General features: G+C 71.3%; 13 protein-coding genes and 1 tRNA gene. 11 read left to right on the forward strand and 3 right to left on the reverse strand.

Annotation, left to right across the window (positions count from 1 at the left end):
• Positions 1–169: 169 nt before the first annotated feature.
• Positions 170–1,513 (reverse strand): aminotransferase class III-fold pyridoxal phosphate-dependent enzyme, encoded by a 1,344-nt coding sequence (locus RWN05_RS11465; protein WP_399542967.1) that lies wholly within the window; start codon positions 1,511–1,513, stop codon positions 170–172.
• A gap of 159 nt (positions 1,514–1,672) precedes the next feature.
• Between RWN05_RS11465 and RWN05_RS11470 the strand changes: the two genes are divergently transcribed.
• Both RWN05_RS11470 and RWN05_RS11475 read left to right on the forward strand, forming a co-directional pair.
• Complete coding sequence (locus RWN05_RS11470) at positions 1,673–5,677, forward strand: Pls/PosA family non-ribosomal peptide synthetase (protein WP_314139623.1); 4,005 nt, start codon at positions 1,673–1,675, stop codon at positions 5,675–5,677.
• A complete protein-coding gene (locus RWN05_RS11475; RefSeq protein WP_314139624.1) occupies positions 5,677–7,011 on the forward strand; it encodes a M1 family metallopeptidase in 1,335 nt (444 codons plus the stop codon). The genes RWN05_RS11470 and RWN05_RS11475 overlap by 1 nt, the downstream gene beginning before the upstream one ends.
• Before the next feature lie 6 nt (positions 7,012–7,017).
• Here RWN05_RS11475 and RWN05_RS11480 read toward each other — a convergent pair whose 3' ends face one another.
• A complete protein-coding gene (locus RWN05_RS11480) occupies positions 7,018–7,686 on the reverse strand; it encodes a 4'-phosphopantetheinyl transferase superfamily protein (protein ID WP_314139625.1) in 669 nt (222 codons plus the stop codon).
• A 55-nt stretch (positions 7,687–7,741) separates the two neighbouring features.
• Positions 7,742–7,816 (reverse strand) — tRNA-Arg (locus RWN05_RS11485).
• A gap of 90 nt (positions 7,817–7,906) precedes the next feature.
• Here RWN05_RS11485 and RWN05_RS11490 point away from each other — a divergent pair.
• The 9 genes from RWN05_RS11490 to rho form a co-directional block, all read left to right on the forward strand.
• Entirely contained in the window at positions 7,907–8,740 is an 834-nt protein-coding gene (locus RWN05_RS11490; protein ID WP_314139626.1) for a transglutaminase family protein, read from the forward strand.
• Positions 8,741–8,800: 60 nt separating this feature from the next.
• Entirely contained in the window at positions 8,801–10,471 is a 1,671-nt protein-coding gene (locus RWN05_RS11495; RefSeq protein ID WP_064295369.1) for an arginine--tRNA ligase, read from the forward strand.
• 118 nt (positions 10,472–10,589) lie between these two features.
• Positions 10,590–10,859, forward strand: a complete 270-nt coding sequence (locus tag RWN05_RS11500; protein WP_314139627.1) for a hypothetical protein — start codon at positions 10,590–10,592, stop codon at positions 10,857–10,859.
• Positions 10,860–10,889: 30 nt separating this feature from the next.
• The gene (locus RWN05_RS11505; protein ID WP_314139628.1) at positions 10,890–11,171 is read left to right on the forward strand and encodes a hypothetical protein; all 282 of its coding nucleotides are present in this window, start codon (positions 10,890–10,892) and stop codon (positions 11,169–11,171) included.
• A gap of 37 nt (positions 11,172–11,208) precedes the next feature.
• A complete protein-coding gene (locus RWN05_RS11510) occupies positions 11,209–11,976 on the forward strand; it encodes a DUF2993 domain-containing protein (protein ID WP_314139629.1) in 768 nt (255 codons plus the stop codon).
• Between the two features lie 323 nt (positions 11,977–12,299).
• Positions 12,300–13,706, forward strand: coding sequence for a diaminopimelate decarboxylase (gene lysA / locus RWN05_RS11515; protein ID WP_314139630.1), 1,407 nt, complete (start codon positions 12,300–12,302; stop codon positions 13,704–13,706).
• A complete protein-coding gene (locus tag RWN05_RS11520) occupies positions 13,703–15,022 on the forward strand; it encodes a homoserine dehydrogenase (RefSeq protein ID WP_079002763.1) in 1,320 nt (439 codons plus the stop codon). The genes lysA and RWN05_RS11520 overlap by 4 nt, the downstream gene beginning before the upstream one ends.
• 65 nt (positions 15,023–15,087) lie before the next feature.
• Complete coding sequence (thrB, locus tag RWN05_RS11525) at positions 15,088–16,044, forward strand: homoserine kinase (RefSeq protein WP_314139631.1); 957 nt, start codon at positions 15,088–15,090, stop codon at positions 16,042–16,044.
• Between the two features lie 232 nt (positions 16,045–16,276).
• Positions 16,277–18,125 (forward strand): transcription termination factor Rho (gene rho / locus RWN05_RS11530; protein WP_314139632.1); only part of this gene is annotated, 1,849 nt, incomplete at its 3' end.

Raw genomic sequence — 18,125 nt, forward strand, 5'->3', positions numbered from 1 at the left:
CGCCCCTCTGGAGACCCGCGCTCACGCGCGCGGGCCGCGCCCGCGCCGATTCGGGCGGGTTCGCGTGGGCGCACCGCGTTGGCGGAAGGCCCCAGCGCGCAGAGACCCGCGCTCGCGTCAGCGCACCGCGCTGGCCGAAGGGTTCCGTGCGCAGAGACCCGCGCTCGCGTCAGCGCACCGCGCTGGCGACCTGACCCAGGGCGTTTTCGAGGACGGACACCGCGTCGCGGAGGAGCTCGTCGGACATGACCGCGCTCGGGAGGAGTCGCAGCACCGAGTCCCAGGAGCCGGCGTCGAGCACGAGCACGCCCTGCGCGATCGCCGCGTCGATGACGGTCTGCAGTGCCGTGGGGTGCGGTTGCTTCGTGCCGGGGACGACGAACTCGACGCCGGCCATCGCACCGATGATCCGGACCTCGCCGACGATGTCGAAGCGCTCGGCCCAGTCGCCCATGAGCGATCGCAGGGTCGCCTCCACCCGACGGGCCTCGCCCAGCAAGTCCTCGCGCTCGATGACCTCGAACGTCGCGAGCGCGGCCGCCGTGGACACCGGGTTGCCGCCGAAGGTGCCGCCGATGCCACCGGGCTGGACGGCGTCCATGATCTCGGCGCGCCCGGTCACGGCCGACAGCGGGAAGCCGCCGGCGATGCCCTTGGCGCTCGTGATGAGATCGGGCACGACACCGTGGTGCTCGATCGAGTACCAGGCGCCGGTGCGTCCGATGCCGGCCTGGATCTCGTCGGCGACGAACACGATCCCGTTCTCGGTGCACCATTCGCTGATGCGCGCGAAGTAGCCGGGCGCGGGGATGACGATGCCGCCGTCGCCGAGGACCGGTTCGGCGAAGAACGCGGCGACCTCACTCGCACCGATGTGCCGCTCGATGTAGTCGATCGTCACTTCGGCGGCCGCCGGTCCGTCGAGTCCGTCGCGGAAGGGGTAGGAGAGCGGGACGCTGTAGATCTCGCCGGGGAACGGACCGAACCCGAGGCGCTCGGGCGCCGGCCGGTAGGTCATCGCCATCGTCAGGTTCGTGCGTCCGTGGAAGGCGTGGTCGAGGGCGACGATCGCGCGGCGACCGGTGTACTTCTTCGCGATCTTCACGGCGTTCTCGACGGCCTCGGCGCCGGAGTTCAGGAGGATCGATCGCTTCTCGAAGTCGCCCGGCGTGATCTCGGACAGCTTCTCCGCGACCCGCAGGTAGTTCTCGTACGGCGTCACGGTGAAGAGCGTGTGCGTGAGCTTCGTGGCCTGCTCGGCTGCTGCCGCGGCGACGTCGGGGTTGGCGTGTCCGATGGTCGTCACACCGATGCCCGTTCCGAGGTCGATGATGTGGTTGCCGTCGACGTCCACGAGGATGCCGCCGGAGCCGTGGTCCATCCACACCGGCGCGAGGTTGCCGGCACCGCCCGACACCGCCCGGCGGCGCCGTTCCGTGAGTGCGAGCGATCGGGGGCCGGGGATGGCGGTCACGAGCTGGCGTTCCTGGGGCACGGAGTAGTCGATGGTCATGCAAGCCATGGTAGGCGCGCGTCCTCCGAGGATGCCGGGGCTCGGCGGAGCGTCGCCGACGATTCCACGACATCTGGCGGTTGACTGGTGTTCACCAACCGTCCATGCGCGCTGCCTACCGTTGGCGGCGCTGAACAGCCGGACGACAGGGGATCGCGTATGGACGCCGACACCAGCACCGCCCTCCTCCTCGAGCGGCAGCCCACGCTGCTCGGTGGCGTGCGCGCACCGGCCGAACGCACCCTCCTCGACGTCCTCCGTGACGTCGCCGAGTCGCATCCCGAGGCCTCGGCGATCGAGGACGCGGAGGGCGCGCTCAGCTACCGCGAGCTCGTCCTCAGTGCCGAGCGGGTCGCGGCCGGGCTGTTCGCCGCCGGGGTCCGCCGCGGTGACCGGGTCGGTGTCCGGATCGCCTCGGGCACCCGCGACCTCTACCTCGGGATCCTCGGGATCCTGTTCACCGGAGCGGCCTACGTCCCCGTCGATGCCGACGACCCGGAGGAGCGGGCACGACTCGTGTTCGGTGAGGCGGCCGTCGTCGGCGTGCTGGTCGACGGCGGTGTCTTCGAGCGCTCGCGCCGCGGAACGGAGGACCCGGCCGACGACGCCGCCGACCCCGACCGGGTGCAACTCGCGACGGGCGCGGCACCCCACCCGGGCACCCGGGCGATCCCGGTCCTCGAACCACCGCGACCGGGCGACGACTCCTGGATCATCTTCACCTCCGGCTCGACGGGCATGCCGAAGGGCGTCGCCGTCTCGCACCGCTCTGCCGCCGCGTTCGTCGACGCCGAGGCGCGGATCTTCCTCCAGGCGGAACCGCTCGGCCCCGGTGATCGTGTGTTGGCCGGCCTGTCCGTCGCCTTCGACGCGTCGTGTGAGGAGATGTGGCTCGCCTGGGGACACGGCGCGTGCCTGGTCCCGGCGCCGCGCTCGCTCGTCCGCAGCGGCATGGACCTCGGACCCTGGCTCACCGCGAAGGGCATCACCGTGGTGTCGACGGTGCCCACGCTGGCGGCGATGTGGCCCGCCGAATCCCTCGAGAACATCCGCATGCTCATCTTCGGCGGCGAGGCTTGCCCGCCGGAGCTCGCCGCGCGGCTGGCCGTGGACGGCCGAGAGGTCTGGAACACCTACGGACCCACCGAGGCCACCGTCGTCGCCTGCGCCGCGCTGCTGACCGGCGAGCAGCCCGTGCGGATCGGACTGCCGCTCGACGGCTGGGACCTCGCCGTGGTCGACGCCGAGGGCGTCCCGGTCGAGGAGGGCGGCGTCGGCGAACTCATCATCGGCGGCGTCGGACTCGCCCGGTACCTCGACCCAGCCAAGGACGCCGAACGGTATGCGCCCATGCCGAGCATCGGGTGGTCGCGGGCGTACCGGAGCGGCGACCTCGTCCGCTACGAGGCCACAGGACTCGTGTTCCAGGGGCGCGCGGACGATCAGGTGAAGATCGGCGGTCGGCGCGTGGAACTCGGGGAGATCGAGGCCGCCCTGCAGGCGCTGCCGGGCGTCTCGGGTGCGGCAGCAGCCGTCCAGCGCACCGCCGCCGGGAACGCCGTCCTCGTGGGGTACCTCGCGGTGCCCGACCGCGACGGGTTCTCCCTCGAGCGGGCGCTCGACACCCTCCGTGAGCAGCTCCCGGCACCGCTCGTCCCGCTCCTCGCGGTCGTCGGCGAGCTGCCCACCCGCACCTCCGGCAAGGTCGACCGAGCCGCGCTGCCGTGGCCGCTCGACGCCGCCGGCGGGGAGGACGCCTCGACCCTGTCGGGCACCGCCGCGTGGCTCGCCGAGCAGTGGACGGCCGTCCTCGGGGTCCGGGTCACGGCCGAGAGCGACAACTTCTTCAGCCTGGGCGGCGGGAGCCTGGCGGCCGCGCAGCTCGTCTCGCTCATCCGCACCCGCGATGCCGAGTTCACCGTCGCCGACATCTACGGCCACCCCCGACTCGGCGCGATGGCCGCCGAACTCGACGGCCGACGCCCCGAGCGTCGCAGTCGGGCGGCCGTCGCGGACCCCGTGCTCCCGACGCCGCTCGCGACCCAGTGGGCACAGACCCTCCTGGGTGTCCCGCTCCTCATCCTCGTCGGACTCCGGTGGCTCGTGTACCTGCTCGCCGGCAGTCGGGTCCTCGGCCTCGTCGCGGACGTCCCGTACCTCCCCATGGTCTCCTGGTGGTGGATCGCCCTCGGGTTCCTCGTGGTCATCACCCCGATCGGACGCATGGCGATCTCCGTCGTCGCGGCGAAGCTCCTCCTCGTCGGCGTCCGCCCGGGCGACTACCCGCGCGGTGGCTCGGTCCATGTGCGGCTCTGGCTCGCCGAACGCGTCGCCGACACGGTCGGCGCGGTGAGTCTCGCCGGTGCCCCGTGGATCTCGAGCTACGCCAGGGCGCTCGGCGCGAAGATCGGTGCCGACGCGGACCTCCACAGCGTGCCGCCCGTCACCGGGTTCCTCACCGTCGGGGCGCGCGCATCGATCGAGCCCGAGGTCGACCTCCGCGGCTACTGGGTCGACGGCGACACGCTCCGACTCGGCCACGTCCACATCGGCGCGGAGAGCACGGTCGGCGCTCGCAGCACCCTGCTCGCCGGCACCCGGATCGGCAAGCGTGCGGAGATCGCCCCGGGATCGTCCGTCTTCGGCCGCGTCCCCTCCGGACACCTGTGGTCGGGGTCGCCCGCCGTCCGAGTGGGCAAGGCGAAACCGGTCTGGCCGACCGAGCGACCCCCGCGTCGCCGACGCTGGCTGTTCGCGTACGGCGCGGGATCGGCGCTGCTGTCGGTGCTGCCGTTCCTCGCCTTCGTGCTGGCGGCGGCGGTCGTGGCGGCGGGCGCGTCGGGCGCGACCAGCCTGCTCGACTTCTCCTGGCGCGCGCTCCTCTGGGTGCCCATCGCCACCCTCGTGTGGTTCGTCGTCCTGGCGATCAGCACGATCGGCCTCGTCCGTCTGCTCGGCCTCGGTCTCAGCGAGGGCTACTTCCCGGTGCGCAGTCGGGTCGGTTGGCAGGTGTGGGCAACGGAGCGGCTCCTGGACGCCGCGCGCACCCTCCTCTTCCCCCTGTACGCGAGCCTCTTCACGCCCGTCTGGCTCCGTCTGCTCGGGGCGAAGGTCGGACGCAACGTGGAGGCCTCGACGGTCCTCCTCCTCCCGCGGATGACGACCGTCGGCGACGGCGCGTTCCTCGCGGACGACACGATGGTGGCCTCCTACGAGCTCGGTGGCGGGTGGATGCGGATCGCCGGTGCGTCCGTCGGCAAGCGCGCCTTCCTCGGCAACTCCGGCATGGCGGGCCCCGGCATGCACGTGCCGAAGAACGGCCTCGTCGCCGTGCTGTCGGCCGCACCGCGGAAGGCCAAGTCCGGCTCGTCCTGGCTCGGGAGCCCGCCGATGCGACTCCGGCGGCAGGTGTCCGACGCCGATCTCGACCGGACCTACGACCCGCCGCTCCGGCTCCGGATCGCCCGCGCGCTGTGGGAGCTCTGCCGCATCGTCCCCGTCATGGTGACGACCGGCATCGCGCTCCTGGTGCTCCTCGCGCTCGCCTGGTTCGCCGACACCTGGGGTCTCGGTGTCGCGATCGCCGTCAGCGGAGCCGTGCTCCTGGCGGCCGGCGCGGTCGCGGCGGGGATCACGACCGTCGCCAAGTGGGTGATCGTCGGACCGATCCGCACGGGGGAGCACCCGCTCTGGTCCTCGTTCATCTGGCGCAACGAGGTGTCCGACACCTTCGTCGAGATGGTCGCGGCGCCCTGGTTCGCGGCACCCGCCACCGGTACACCCGCCCTCACCTGGTGGTTGCGCTCGCTCGGTGCCCGCATCGGTCGTGGGGTCTGGTGCGAGAGCTACTGGCTGCCGGAGGCCGACCTCGTCCGACTCGGCGACGGCGCGACGGTCAACCGGGGCTGCGTTGTGCAAACGCACCTGTTCCATGATCGAATCATGAGTATGGATCAGGTCGAACTCGCATCGGGCGCCACGCTCGGGCCGCACAGCGTCATCCTCCCCGGGGCGCGGATCGACGACGATGCGACGGTCGGGCCGGCCTCGCTCGTCATGCGCGGCGAACGCGTCCCGGCCGGCACCCGGTGGAGCGGCAACCCGATCGGCCCGTGGCGCGAGGTGACGACGGCGGAGTACCGGGAGCCCCAGGTCGCGTCCTGATGGGGGAGGCTCTCGCCCGTCTGCGGAGCGCAGGCGACCCCTACACGCCCTCCAGCGGGAATCGTGGCTACCGCGTCGTCCGGTACGAGCTGGAGCTCGACTACGACGTCGACCGCAACGCCCTGTCCGCCACGGCTCGGCTCACCGCCGTCGCGACGGAGGAGCTCACACGGTTCTCGCTCGACCTCGCCGCGCTGCGCGTCACCCGTGTCCAGGTCGACGGGGCCGACGCGAAGCGGACGCACGGCTCGGGCAAGCTCACGCTGACGCCCCGGGACACCATCGCGGCCGGCGCCGAGTTCTCCGTGCTCGTCCGGTACTCGGGTGCGCCCCGTCCCGTGCGCAGCCCCTGGGGCGAGATCGGCTGGGAGGAACTCGAGGACGGCGTCATCGTGGCGTCCCAGCCGTGCGGTGCGTCCAGTTGGTTCCCCTGCAACGACCACCCCTCGGACAAGTCGTCCTATCGGATCAGTGTCACGGCGTCGTCGGCGTACACGGTCGTCGCCCCCGGGGAGCTGGTGTCGCGGGTCGCCCGCGCGAGCCGGACCACGTGGGTCTACGAGCAGCCCGAACCGATGGCCGCCTACCTCGCGACGGTGCAGATCGGCCGGTACCAGCGGCTCGCCGTCAGCGCTCGGGTCGCGACGAGCACGGTGCCCGTCGTCGCACACCTGCCACGCGACCTCACCGCGCGGTTCCGACACGACTTCGCCGAGCAGGTCGACATGCTGGCGTGCTTCGAGCGCGCCTTCGGGCCCTACCCCTTCGGCAGCTACGGCGTCGTCGTCACGGACGACGTGCTGGAGATCCCACTCGAGGCGCAGGGGATGAGCGTGTTCGGCCGCAACCACGTCGACGGCGTCAGCGGTTCGGAGCGGTTGATCGCGCACGAGCTCGCCCACCAGTGGTTCGGGAACAGCCTGACGATCGCCACCTGGCGGGACATCTGGTTGCACGAGGGCTTCGCCTGCTACGCCGAGTGGCTGTGGTCGGAGGAGTCGGGCGCTGAGACCGCTGAGGCCTGTGCCCGGGCGCACTACGCGGCGCTTCGACGTGCACCGCAGGACCTCCTCGTCGGCGATCCGGGACCCGCGGACATGTTTGACGACCGGGTCTACAAGCGAGGCGCGATCGCCCTGCACGCCGTACGCCGGCTGCTCGGCGACGAGGCCTTCTTCGACCTCCTGCGTGACTGGGTGGCGTCCTTCCGGCACTCGAGCGTGTCGACGGACGACTTCATCCGGACGGCCGATCGACATGCACCGGCACCGGTCGAGCCGCTCCTCGACGCGTGGCTCTTCCAGGAGACGCTCCCGCCCTTCCCCGTCGGCTGAACCGGGTCAGGGGAGCATGAGGGCCGTCGCGATGACGAATCCCGGCGCACGCTCCTGGTGGTCGATGACGAAGCGGTGGCCGGCGGTCTCGGTGACGCGCGGTGCGGCATCCGGCCCGAGGTCGATCGTCGCGGGATCGGTCGTGAGGCCCGTCCCGAGAGCTTTCGTCACGGCCTCCTTCGCCGTCCAGCGCTCGGCGAGCGCCCGCAGGCGTCGTCGGTCCGGCAGGCGCTGCCACTGCTCCCGTTCCGCGGGGGTGAGGGCGACGTCCTCGACCCCGGTGAACCGGGCCACGTCGATCCGTTCGACGTCGACACCGACGGGGTGCTCGGTCGACACCGCCACCGCTGAGGCGTCGGCGGTGTGGGAGACGCTCACGTGGACGGTCCGGCCTCCCGCGCGCACCCGTGGTCGTCCGTGCGCGAGACCGCAGTCCGGGCAGACCGCCGTGACCTCGATCCGCTCGGGGTCGGTACCGATCGTCTCCGCGACGGTGCGCAGGAGCAGTGCACGACCGAACAGGAACCGCCGGGCCGAGGTCGCGGAGGAGGTGTCGAGGCGGTCTCGGGCGGGCGCGTCCAGCAGGGCGGCCGTGCCGGCGAGGTCGAGCTCGACGGCGCTGGCCCAGCGCAGGAAGCGGACCGTCGGCTGCGGCAGGGGATCGGCTCGGTGCATGGCCCCCGCGTCCCGGAGTCGGAGCGATGCGAAGCAGGACCTCGCGAGATGGTGATGGTGCCCTCGACTGGATTCGAACCAGCGACTTCTTCCTCCGGAGGGAAGCGCTCTTCCGCTGAGCTACGAAGGCGGAACACGTCCAAGCTACCAGAGTCGGGACCCACGCCGGTACCGGAGGCGTGCGGGATCCGCGTCGCCCGTCGCGTGGAACAATGAGGTCATGCAGCGCACCCTGACCGCGTCGCTCGATCTGCGGGTGCACGATCGAGCCGACCTCATCTTCTCCATCGCTGCAGCCGGCGGCACCCCGCTGGCCAGCGAGCGACTGCAGGTGTACTCCTCGGACGGCCCGTGCGCCGTGACCGAGATCGCGGGTCCGGACGACACACGACTCCACCGGGTCATCGCCGAGCCCGGCCGATTGCAGGTCGACTACGAGGCGGTGGTCGTCGGGCAGGCCGTGCCGCGTCCCGTGGACGCCCTGGAGACCGTGACGTACCTCCGTCCCAGCCGGTACTGCGAGTCGGACGCGCTGTTCTCGCTCGCGCGTTCCGAGCTCGGTTACCTGCTCGAGCACCGTCGCCTGCACGAGGACGGCACGGTGTCCGGCGGTCTGCAGGTGCTGCCATGGGTGGCGGCCTGGGTCGGACGACACCTCTCCTACGTCTCCGGCTCCACGACCGTGTCGGACAGTGCGGTGTCGACCCTGGCCGCGGGGCGTGGCGTGTGCCGGGACTTCGCACACCTGACCATCGCGATGCTGCGGGCGCTCGACATCCCGGCCCGGTACGCCGCGGTCTACGCCCCGGGTCTCGTGCCCATGGACTTCCACGCGGTGGCCGAGGGCTTCGTCGACGGCGCCTGGCATGTGGTCGACGCGACGGGTCTGGCACCGCGCCAGTCGCTCGTCCGCATCGCCACCGGACGCGACGCCGCGGACGTGGCCTGGTTGAGCAACCACCACGGCAACGTGACCGTCGAAGACATGCGGATCGACGCCCTGATCGACGTCCTGCCCGCCGACGACCCGGCGCGGGCGGTCGTGCTCGCCTGACGGTCGCCCCAGAGGACCACCGTGTCGCTGCTGCGACGCGCCCGGGTAGAATCGCTCCTCGTGACTCCTGAAGACCTCGCCTCCGCCCTGCACGCCATCGTCGTTCCGATCGTCGAACGACGACGCGAGGCGGCGGGCATCACCGACGAGGTCGCGGTGTCGGTCGACGACGTGGTGCTGGAGCGGCCGAAGAACCGCGATCACGGCGACTGGGCCTGCAACATCGCGATGAAGCTCGCGAAGCGGGTGGGCGCGAACCCGCGCGAACTCGCGCAGGAGTTCGCCGACGCGCTCGTGCAGGTCGACGGTGTCGCCTCGGTCGAGGTCGCGGGTCCCGGGTTCATCAACGTGCGCCTCGACGCCGCTGCCGCGGGTGCGCTCGCGAAAGTGATCGTCGACGCCGGTGACGCGTTCGGTCGCAACGACAGCCTCGCCGGTCAGACCATCAACATCGAGTTCGTCTCGGCCAACCCGACCGGCCCGCTCCACATCGGCCACACGCGCTGGGCCGCGCTCGGCGACTCGCTGGCCCGTGTCCTGAGCGCGTCCGGCGCGACGCTCGTCAGCGAGTACTACATCAACGACGCCGGCAACCAGATGGACACCTTCGCGGACTCGATCCTCGCCGCGGCCAAGGGGGAGCCGACGCCGGAGGGCGGCTATCCCGGGGCGTACATCGGCGACCTCGCGAAGACCGTACTGGCCGAGATCCCCGACCTCCTCGAGCGTCCGGACGCCCGCGAGGTCGCGCGGGAACGCGCCTACGCCCTGCAGCTCGGTGAGATCCGCGCGTCCCTCGAGCGCTTCAACGTCCACTTCGACGTCTGGTTCAGCGAGCGCACCCTGCACGCGACGGGCGAGGACGGCACGAGCCTCATCGACCAGGCCGTGGACCGGTTGCGCGAGCAGGGGCACGTGTTCGACGAGGAGGGCGCCGTCTGGGTGCGCACGACGGACTTCGGCGACGACAAGAACCGCGTCATCCGTCGCTCCAACGGGGTCTACACCTACTTCGCCGCCGACGCCGCGTACTACCTGAACAAGGGCGACCGCGGCTTCCAGCACAAGATCTACCTGCTCGGTGCCGACCACCACGGGTACGTCCACCGGCTGAAGGCGCTCGCGGGCGCGGCCGGAGACGACCCGGACCGCGACATCGAGGTGCTCATCGGGCAGCTCGTGAGCGTGAACGGCGCCCGGCTCTCCAAGCGGGCCGGCAACATCATCGAGCTGGACGACCTGCAGGCCTGGATCGGGACGGACGCCCTGCGGTACTCGCTCGGTCGCTACCCGGCCGATTCGCCGTTGGCCCTCGACCCGGAGCAGCTCCGCAGCCGGACGAACGACAACCCCGTGTTCTACGTCCAGTACGCGCATGCCCGCACGAACTCGGTGGCGCGCAACGCCGCCTCGGCCGGGGTCGACCGCAGCGCTTTCGCACCGGAGCTGCTCGTCCACGAGACGGAGTCGGCGCTCCTCGGCGTCCTCCAGGAGTTCCCGCGGATCGTCGCGCAGGCCGCACAGCTGCGCGAGCCGCACCGCGTCGCCCGGCACCTGGAGGAGACCGCGAGCCTGTACCACAAGTGGTACGACAGCTGCCGGGTCGTCCCGATGGGGGAGGAGCCGGTCACCGACCTGCACCGCACGCGCCTCTGGCTGAACGACGCGACCGGCACCGTCATCCGGAACGGGCTGGCGCTCCTCGGCGTCTCCGCGCCGGAGCGCATGTAGCGTCCCCGCAGCAGGAGATCCGCGCGAGCGCAGGACGGTTCCCCGGGAACGGTCCTGCGCTCGCGCCTATCTCCGGTGTGCGCTGTCCGAGCGGTGAGTCCTTCGGTAGCGTGACAGGATGCGCAGCCTCACGTCCCGCCCGTCCCTCGTCGTCGTCGTGATCGCGGCGGCCCTGTCGCTCTCGGGCTGTGTCGGCCAGGGCTCGGGCGTTCCCGGCACCGCGGCGCCGAGCGCGACCTCCGCGTCGGCCGTGGACCTCCGCGCGTTCGCACCGTTCGGAACGGAAGGGTCCGGCGTCTCGATCCGCCTGCAGTTTTCCGACGGCCTGCACGCCGGCAGCGTCGGCACCATGGACTACTTCCAGAACATCGTCTCGCCTCCGGTGTAGTGCGCGCCGTTCGAGATCGAGCTCGAGGAGGTGGGCACGAGCACGCTGCAGATCGACGGGGCACTCTCCGTCGTCGTCCGGGGCGAGGGCGGGAAGACGGTCGCGCCGGCGTTCGTCATCCCCGGTGACCCGGTTCGTGCGGCGTTCATCTCGCCGGACGTCCTGACGAGGAGTTCCCTGGAGGACTCGAACCTCACCGAGCTGGAAGGGTTCACGCTGGCGGCCTTGTATCCCACCTCGACTGCCGACTGGGAGCGATTCAGTGGCAGGGTGCTCGACATGCCGGAGGTCGAGCTCGACCAGGTCTGCTGACGCGGCCCCGGAGACGACGGTTCGCTACCCTCGGAACATGAGTGAGCAGCAACCGTCGGGCAAGCGCAGGCGTCCCTGGCTTCCGATCGTCATCGTGGTCGGGGTGCTCGTCGTCCTCGTCGGCGCGTTCCTGATCGCCGACACGATCGTGCGCGGCGTCGCCGAGGAGCGCGTCGCGACGCAGATCGAGCAGAGCCTCCCCGACAACGTCGACGCGGACGTCTCCGTGTCGATCGGCGGTGCCTCGGTCATCGCCCAGTACCTCACCGGAACGTTCGAGCACGTCGACCTGCGTGCTCCGGACGCGAGCGTCGACGGCATCCCGCTGGATCTCCGGGTGAGCGCGGACCGGATCCCCCTCGACCCGGAGCAGACCATCGGTCGGGTGGTGGCGACCATCAGGATCGATGCCGCCGGAGCGGCGGACCTCGCCGAGATGGCCGGGCTTCCTGGCACGCTCACCCTCGGCGCCGACGAGATCGGGTACGCGGGTGAGGCGACCGTCCTCGGGTTCACGATCCCGTACGACTTCTCCGTGGCGCCGACCACCACGGCCGACCGGGTGAACCTCATGCCGACGTCCGTGAACGTCGACACCGGGCTCCTCGGCGTCATCGACCTGCGGGCGCTCGTGACCGGCTTCCTGCAGGGCGACCCGCCGAGCATCTGCGTCGCCCAGTACCTGCCCGAGGGGGTCGACCTCGATGGACTCGCGGTGACGCCGGAGGCGGCGACCGCCACCCTGACGTCGACGACGCTCCGGCTCGACGAGGCGTCGCTGCAGACGCTCGGCAGCTGCGACTGAGCCTCACCCCGCCACCCGGCGGGGGAGGGGAGCGGGCCGCCCGACGTCACGATGCTGCACGGTCACGCGCGTCTCGCTAGACTTTCCACACACCCACTGCTCCGACCGGGCGGTGAGGTGTGCCGTCGGGCCCTCGGGCCCGTGTTCCACCACAGTCGTTCCAACCGAGCGGCGATGGGTGCGGACGACCGGGATCACCAACCACCGGGTCGTGCGCATCCACCTTCATCGGTGCTCTGCAAATCGGTGCTTCAGGGGCCAAACCGGGTCCGCTCGCCCAACGAGAACCTCCTTTTCCGCTCAACAGGACTCAGGACACCCCCGTGGCCAGAAACCCCCTCGCCCCCGACTGGCTCGCCGAGCCCGTCGATCCGAACGCGCTCGATAAGGCCGTGTGGCCGGCCTCGGCCGCCCGCGACACCGACGGCCTCCTGCAGCTCGGCGGCGTCGACGTCCGCACGCTCCAGGAGCGCTTCGGCACGCCCCTCTACGTCGTCGACGAGGACGACGCCCGGGCCCGCGCCCGCACGCTGAGAGAGGCGTTCGAGCGTGAAGCGGCGGCCCGCGGCACGAGTGTCGCCGTCTACTACGCGGGGAAGGCGTTCCTCTCGGCCGAGGTCGCGCGCTGGATGACGGCGGAGGGCCTCCGCATCGACATCTGCAGCGGTGGAGAACTCGCCGTCGCACTCGCCGCCGGAACCGATCCGGCCCAGCTGGGCTTCCACGGCAACAACAAGTCGGTCGCGGAGATCGAGCGAGCCGTGGGTGTCGGGATCGGCGCGATCGTGCTCGACAGCCTCACCGAGATCGACCGCGTCGCCGCGGCGGCCGAGCGCGCTGGCCGGGTCCAGTCGGTGCGCCTGCGCGTGAACAGCGGCGTCCACGCCCACACGCACGAGTACCTCGCGACCGCCCACGAGGACCAGAAGTTCGGGCTGCCGCTCGAGGACGCCGCCGACGCCGTCGCGCGCATCCGGACGCACGCCTCGCTCGACTTCCTCGGACTCCACTGCCACATCGGCTCGCAGATCTTCGGGTCCGACGGGTTCGCCGAATCCGCGGCCCGCCTGCTCGCCGTGCACGCACACCTGCTCGAGGGCGGCCCCGTGCCCGAGCTCAACCTCGGTGGCGGCTTCGGCATCGCCTACACCAGCGCCGACGACCCGACGCCGATCGAGCAGCTCGCGGCGGACATCCTCGCCGGTGTCCAGGCTGCGGCAGACCTCCACGGCGTCCGGATCCCGAAGCTCGCCTTCGAACCGGGACGCGCGATCATCGGCGGCGCCGGCATCACGCTCTACGAGGTCGGCACGATCAAGGACGTCGTGGTCGCCTGGAACGACGAGGGCGAGACGGCCGTCCGCCGCTACGTCAGCGTCGACGGCGGGATGAGCGACAACGCCCGGCCGTCGCTGTACGGCGCGGACTACACGGTCCGGATCGCCGACCGCGTGAGTGAGGCGCCTCCTGCGCTCGTCCGGATCGCCGGCAAGCACTGCGAGTCGGGCGACATCGTCGTGAACGCCGACTACCTGCCGGCCGACGTCCGCGACGGCGACCTCTTGGCCGTCCCCGCGACCGGGGCCTACTGCTGGTCCCTCGCGAGCAACTACAACTACCTCGGTCGCCCGGCCGTCGTCGCCGTGTCGGGTGGCGCGGCCCGCGTCATCGTGCGGGGCGAGACCGAGCACGACCTCCTCAGCCGCGATGCGGGATTGGACACGGAATGATCGAATACCGCGGACTGAAGGTCGCCCTGCTGGGCGCCGGATCGGTGGGCTCGCAGGTGGCGCGTCTGCTGCTCGAGCACGCCGACGAACTGGCGTCCCGCGCCGGAGCGAGCCTCGAGCTCATCGGCATCGCCGTGCGCGACGTCGACGCACCTCGCGACGTCGACCTGCCGAAGGAGCTGTACACGACCGATGCCGAGCAGCTCATCCTGAGCGCAGACATCGTGATCGAGCTCATCGGCGGCATCGAGCCGGCGCGCAGCCACATCCTGCAGGCCATCAACGCCGGTGCCGACATCGTCACCGCCAACAAGGCGCTGCTCGCGACGCACGGCCCGGAACTGTTCGACGCCGCTGAGCAGGTCGGCGCCCAGCTGTACTACGAGGCGGCCGTCGCCGCGGCGATCCCGATCATCCGACCCCTGCGGGAGAGCCTCGCGGGCGACCGCATCAACCGGGTGCTCGGCATCGTCAACGGCAGCACGAACTACATGCTCGACCGGATGGACCGCTTCGGCGACACGATGGAGGACGCGGCAGCCGTCGCGAGCGAGCTCGGGTACCTCGAGGCCGACCCGACCCTCGACGTCGAGGGCTACGACGCGGCGCAGAAGGCGACCATCCTCGCGAGTCTCGCCTTCCACACCACCGTCCCCGTCGAGGCCGTCCACCGTGAGGGCATCACCGGGATCACGAAGGCGCAGGTCGATCTCGCCCGCAGCGAGGGATACGTCATCAAGCTGCTCGCGATCGCGGAGCGGATCGTCGATGAGACGACCGGCGAGGAGGGCCTCTCCGCCCGCGTCTACCCGGCGCTGATCGGTCGCGAGCACCCTCTGGCCGCCGTGCACGGCGGCAACAACGCCGTCTTCGTGGAGGCCGAGAACGCCGGGAGCCTGATGTTCTACGGCGCGGGCGCCGGCGGCAAGGAGACCGCCTCCGCGGTCCTCGGCGACCTCGTCTCCGCGGCCCGTCGTCACGTCGCCGGCGGCCCCGGTGTCGGCGAGTCCACGCACGCCGACCTGCCGGTCCTCGAGATCGGCCGCGTCACGACGCGATACCAGGTCACCCTCGAGGTGGCCGACGAACCCGGCGTGCTCGCCGCGGTCGCGGGGATCCTCAGCGACGGCGGCGTCTCGGTCGAGACCTTCCAGCAGTCCGTGGCCTCCTCGGACGGGACGCTGTCGACCGCTACCCTGGTCATCGGCACCCACCGGGCGCTCGAATCGGCCCTCGCGGCCACGGTCGAGCAGCTCGCCTCGAACGCCCACGTCGAGCGGGTCGTGTCCGTGCTCCGGGTCGAAGGAGCCGAGTAGGTGCCGAACCGCACGACCCCCGACCGCGTCGCTCGACGACCTCTCACCAGATTGCAGGCATCCCTATGAGTCACACCGAACCGCTTGCGATCGGACGCACCGTCACCGTGAAGGTGCCGGCGACCACCGCCAACCTCGGCCCCGGCTTCGACACGCTCGGTCTGGCGCTCGCCCTGTACGACGAGCTGACCGTCACGGTCCGCGAGGAGCCCGGCGTGTTCGTGGAGGTCATCGGTGTCGGCGCCGGCGAGGTGCCGACCGATGCGTCGAACCTCGTGATCACCGCGATCGCGCACGCTCTGCGTGCCTACGGCCACGATCTCCCCGGTCTCGACGTCGTCGCGCGGAACGTCATCCCGCACGGCCGCGGCCTCGGCTCCTCGGGCGCAGCGATCGTCTCCGGCATCATGGCGGCGAAGGGGCTCCTCGAGGGTCGGGTCGAGCTCGGTCCGGACGACCTCCTCCGGCTCGCGACGGAGATGGAGGGTCACCCCGACAACGTCGCTCCGGCGCTGTTCGGCGGCCTGACGATCGCGTGGACGACGGACGACGGCCCACAGCACAAGAAGCTCATCGTGCACCGCGGGGTCTCGCCGCTCGTGCTCGTCCCCGAGCACACGATGTCCACGGAACTCGCCCGCAGCCTGCAGCCCGCCAACGTGCCGCACGCCGACGCGGCGTTCAACGTCTCGCGTTCGGCGCTCCTCGTCGCCGCGCTCACGCAGAGCCCCGAGCTCCTGCTCGCGGCCACCGAGGACCGGCTCCACCAGAGCTACCGCGCCGCAGCGATGCCCGAGACGAACACCCTCATCACGCTGCTGCGCGAGCACGGCTTCGCCGCCGTCGTGTCCGGCGCCGGTCCGTCGATCCTCGTCCTCGCGGACGATCCCGGACGACGCCTCGAAGCCACCACGCTGGTCGCCGAGCACGCCACCACCCCGTGGCAGTCGCTCATGCTCGCGGTCGACTTCAAGGGTGCTACAGTGGGAGGGCACCCGGCCCACCCCGCCTCTTCGGCGTAACCGGCTTCCGGGGCAATTCCGCACAATCATCGCTTTCGCACCAATTGATCGCGTCTGTTCGGGTCCCACCGTGTTTCCATCCTGCTGAGCAGCGCTCCGCCGGGTCGTCGCACCGGGCTATCCGCACAGGCTCTGCGTCGTGTGAACATCACCCACCCGCCGCACAGGATTCCGGTGCGATCGCCGCCTGCGCGAGACAGCTCTGTCTCGACGCAAGGGAAGGAAGACACACGTGACAGACGTCAACGAAGGCGCCTCAGGCGTCTCGCTGGATGCCGACCCGAAGACGCTCAAGGTCGCCGACCTGCAGCGTCTCGCCGCCGCTCTCGGAGTGGCCGGAGCCTCGAAGCTCCGCAAGGGCGAGCTGGTCGAAGCCATCCAGACCATCCAGAACAGCACCGACACCGACACCGACGCCGCGGCCACCGAGACCGCCGACGTCATCGAGTCGGTCTCCGCGCTCGAAGTCGCGCCGGAGGCACCGGTGCAGTCCAAGCTGCCTGAGCTCGACCTCGCGCTCGACCAGGCCTTCGGTGCCGAGAAGGCGGCCCCGCCGGCGCGACGCAAGTCCCGCCGGGCCACGACGGCCACCGTCGCCCCGAACGCGACCCCGATCGTCGGCGCCCCCGTCGTCGAGGCACCGGCTGCGCCGGCAGCCGCACCCGCCCCGGTCGAGGCCGAGGCGCCGTCCGCTCCGGCCGACGCGGCTCCCGCCGAGCAGTCCGACGACGCCGCCGCGACCGCTGCGTCGCAGAGCGCCGACGAGACGACCCCCGAGCAGACGCCCAGGCGTTCGCGCGGCAACCGCCGTGGTCGCGGACGCGATCGCGACCGCAACGCCGACGACGCCGAGCAGAACACGGCTGAGCAGGGCACCGGCGAGCAGGCCGGCGGCGAGCAGCGCCGCGCCGCACAGAACGCCTCCGAGCAGGACTCGAACGACGACGCCGCGAACACGGACGCCGACGACACCCAGGACGGCGAGCAGCAGGACGGCCAGTCGTCCGGCGGACGTCGCGGTCGCGGCCGCGGGCGCAACCAGAACAACGGTGGCCAGAACGCCGATGCCGGCGTGAAGGCCGACGCCAAGCAGGAGCAGCAGGGGCAGAACCGCGGCAACCAGGGCGCACCGGGCGACGAGTCCGAGGGTCGTGGCGGCCGCAGCCGCTACCGCGACCGCAAGCGTCGCGGATCCGTGCAGAACGACGACGTCGAGCCCGAGATCGCCGAGGACGACGTCCTCATCCCGGTCGCCGGCATCCTCGACGTCCTCGACAACTACGCCTTCGTGCGCACCTCCGGCTACCTCCCGGGCACCAACGACGTCTACGTCTCCCTCGGCCAGGTGAAGAAGTACCACCTGCGCAAGGGCGACGCCGTCGTCGGGGCCATCCGTCAGCCGCGCGACAACGACAGCAGCAGCCGCCAGAAGTACAACGCGATCGTCAAGGTCGACTCCGTCAACGGCCTGTCCGTCGACGAGGCCGGCGCCCGCGTCGAGTTCGGCAAGCTGACCCCGCTGTACCCGCAGGAGCGCCTCCGTCTCGAGACGGAGCAGACGAAGCTCACGCAGCGCATCATCGACCTCGTCGCACCGATCGGCAAGGGACAGCGCGGCCTGATCGTCGCCCCGCCGAAGGCCGGGAAGACCATCGTCCTGCAGCAGATCGCCAACGCGATCTCGATCAACAACCCTGAGGTCCACCTCATGGTCGTGCTCGTCGACGAGCGTCCCGAAGAGGTCACCGACATGCAGCGCACGGTGAAGGGCGAGGTCATCGCCTCCACCTTCGACCGGCCGGCCGAGGACCACACGACGGTCGCCGAACTCGCGATCGAGCGCGCCAAGCGTCTCGTCGAGCTCGGCCACGACGTCGTCGTGCTGCTCGACTCGATCACGCGTCTCGGTCGTGCCTACAACCTGGCCGCACCCGCCTCGGGTCGGATCCTCTCCGGTGGTGTCGATGCCGCGGCGCTGTACCCGCCGAAGCGTTTCTTCGGTGCCGCTCGCAACATCGAGAACGGTGGATCCCTCACGATCCTCGCGACCGCGCTCGTCGAGACCGGTTCCAAGATGGACG

Origin of the sequence: uncultured Plantibacter sp. (assembly GCF_963518075.1) — a bacterium.
Classification (GTDB): domain Bacteria; phylum Actinomycetota; class Actinomycetes; order Actinomycetales; family Microbacteriaceae; genus Plantibacter; species Plantibacter flavus_A.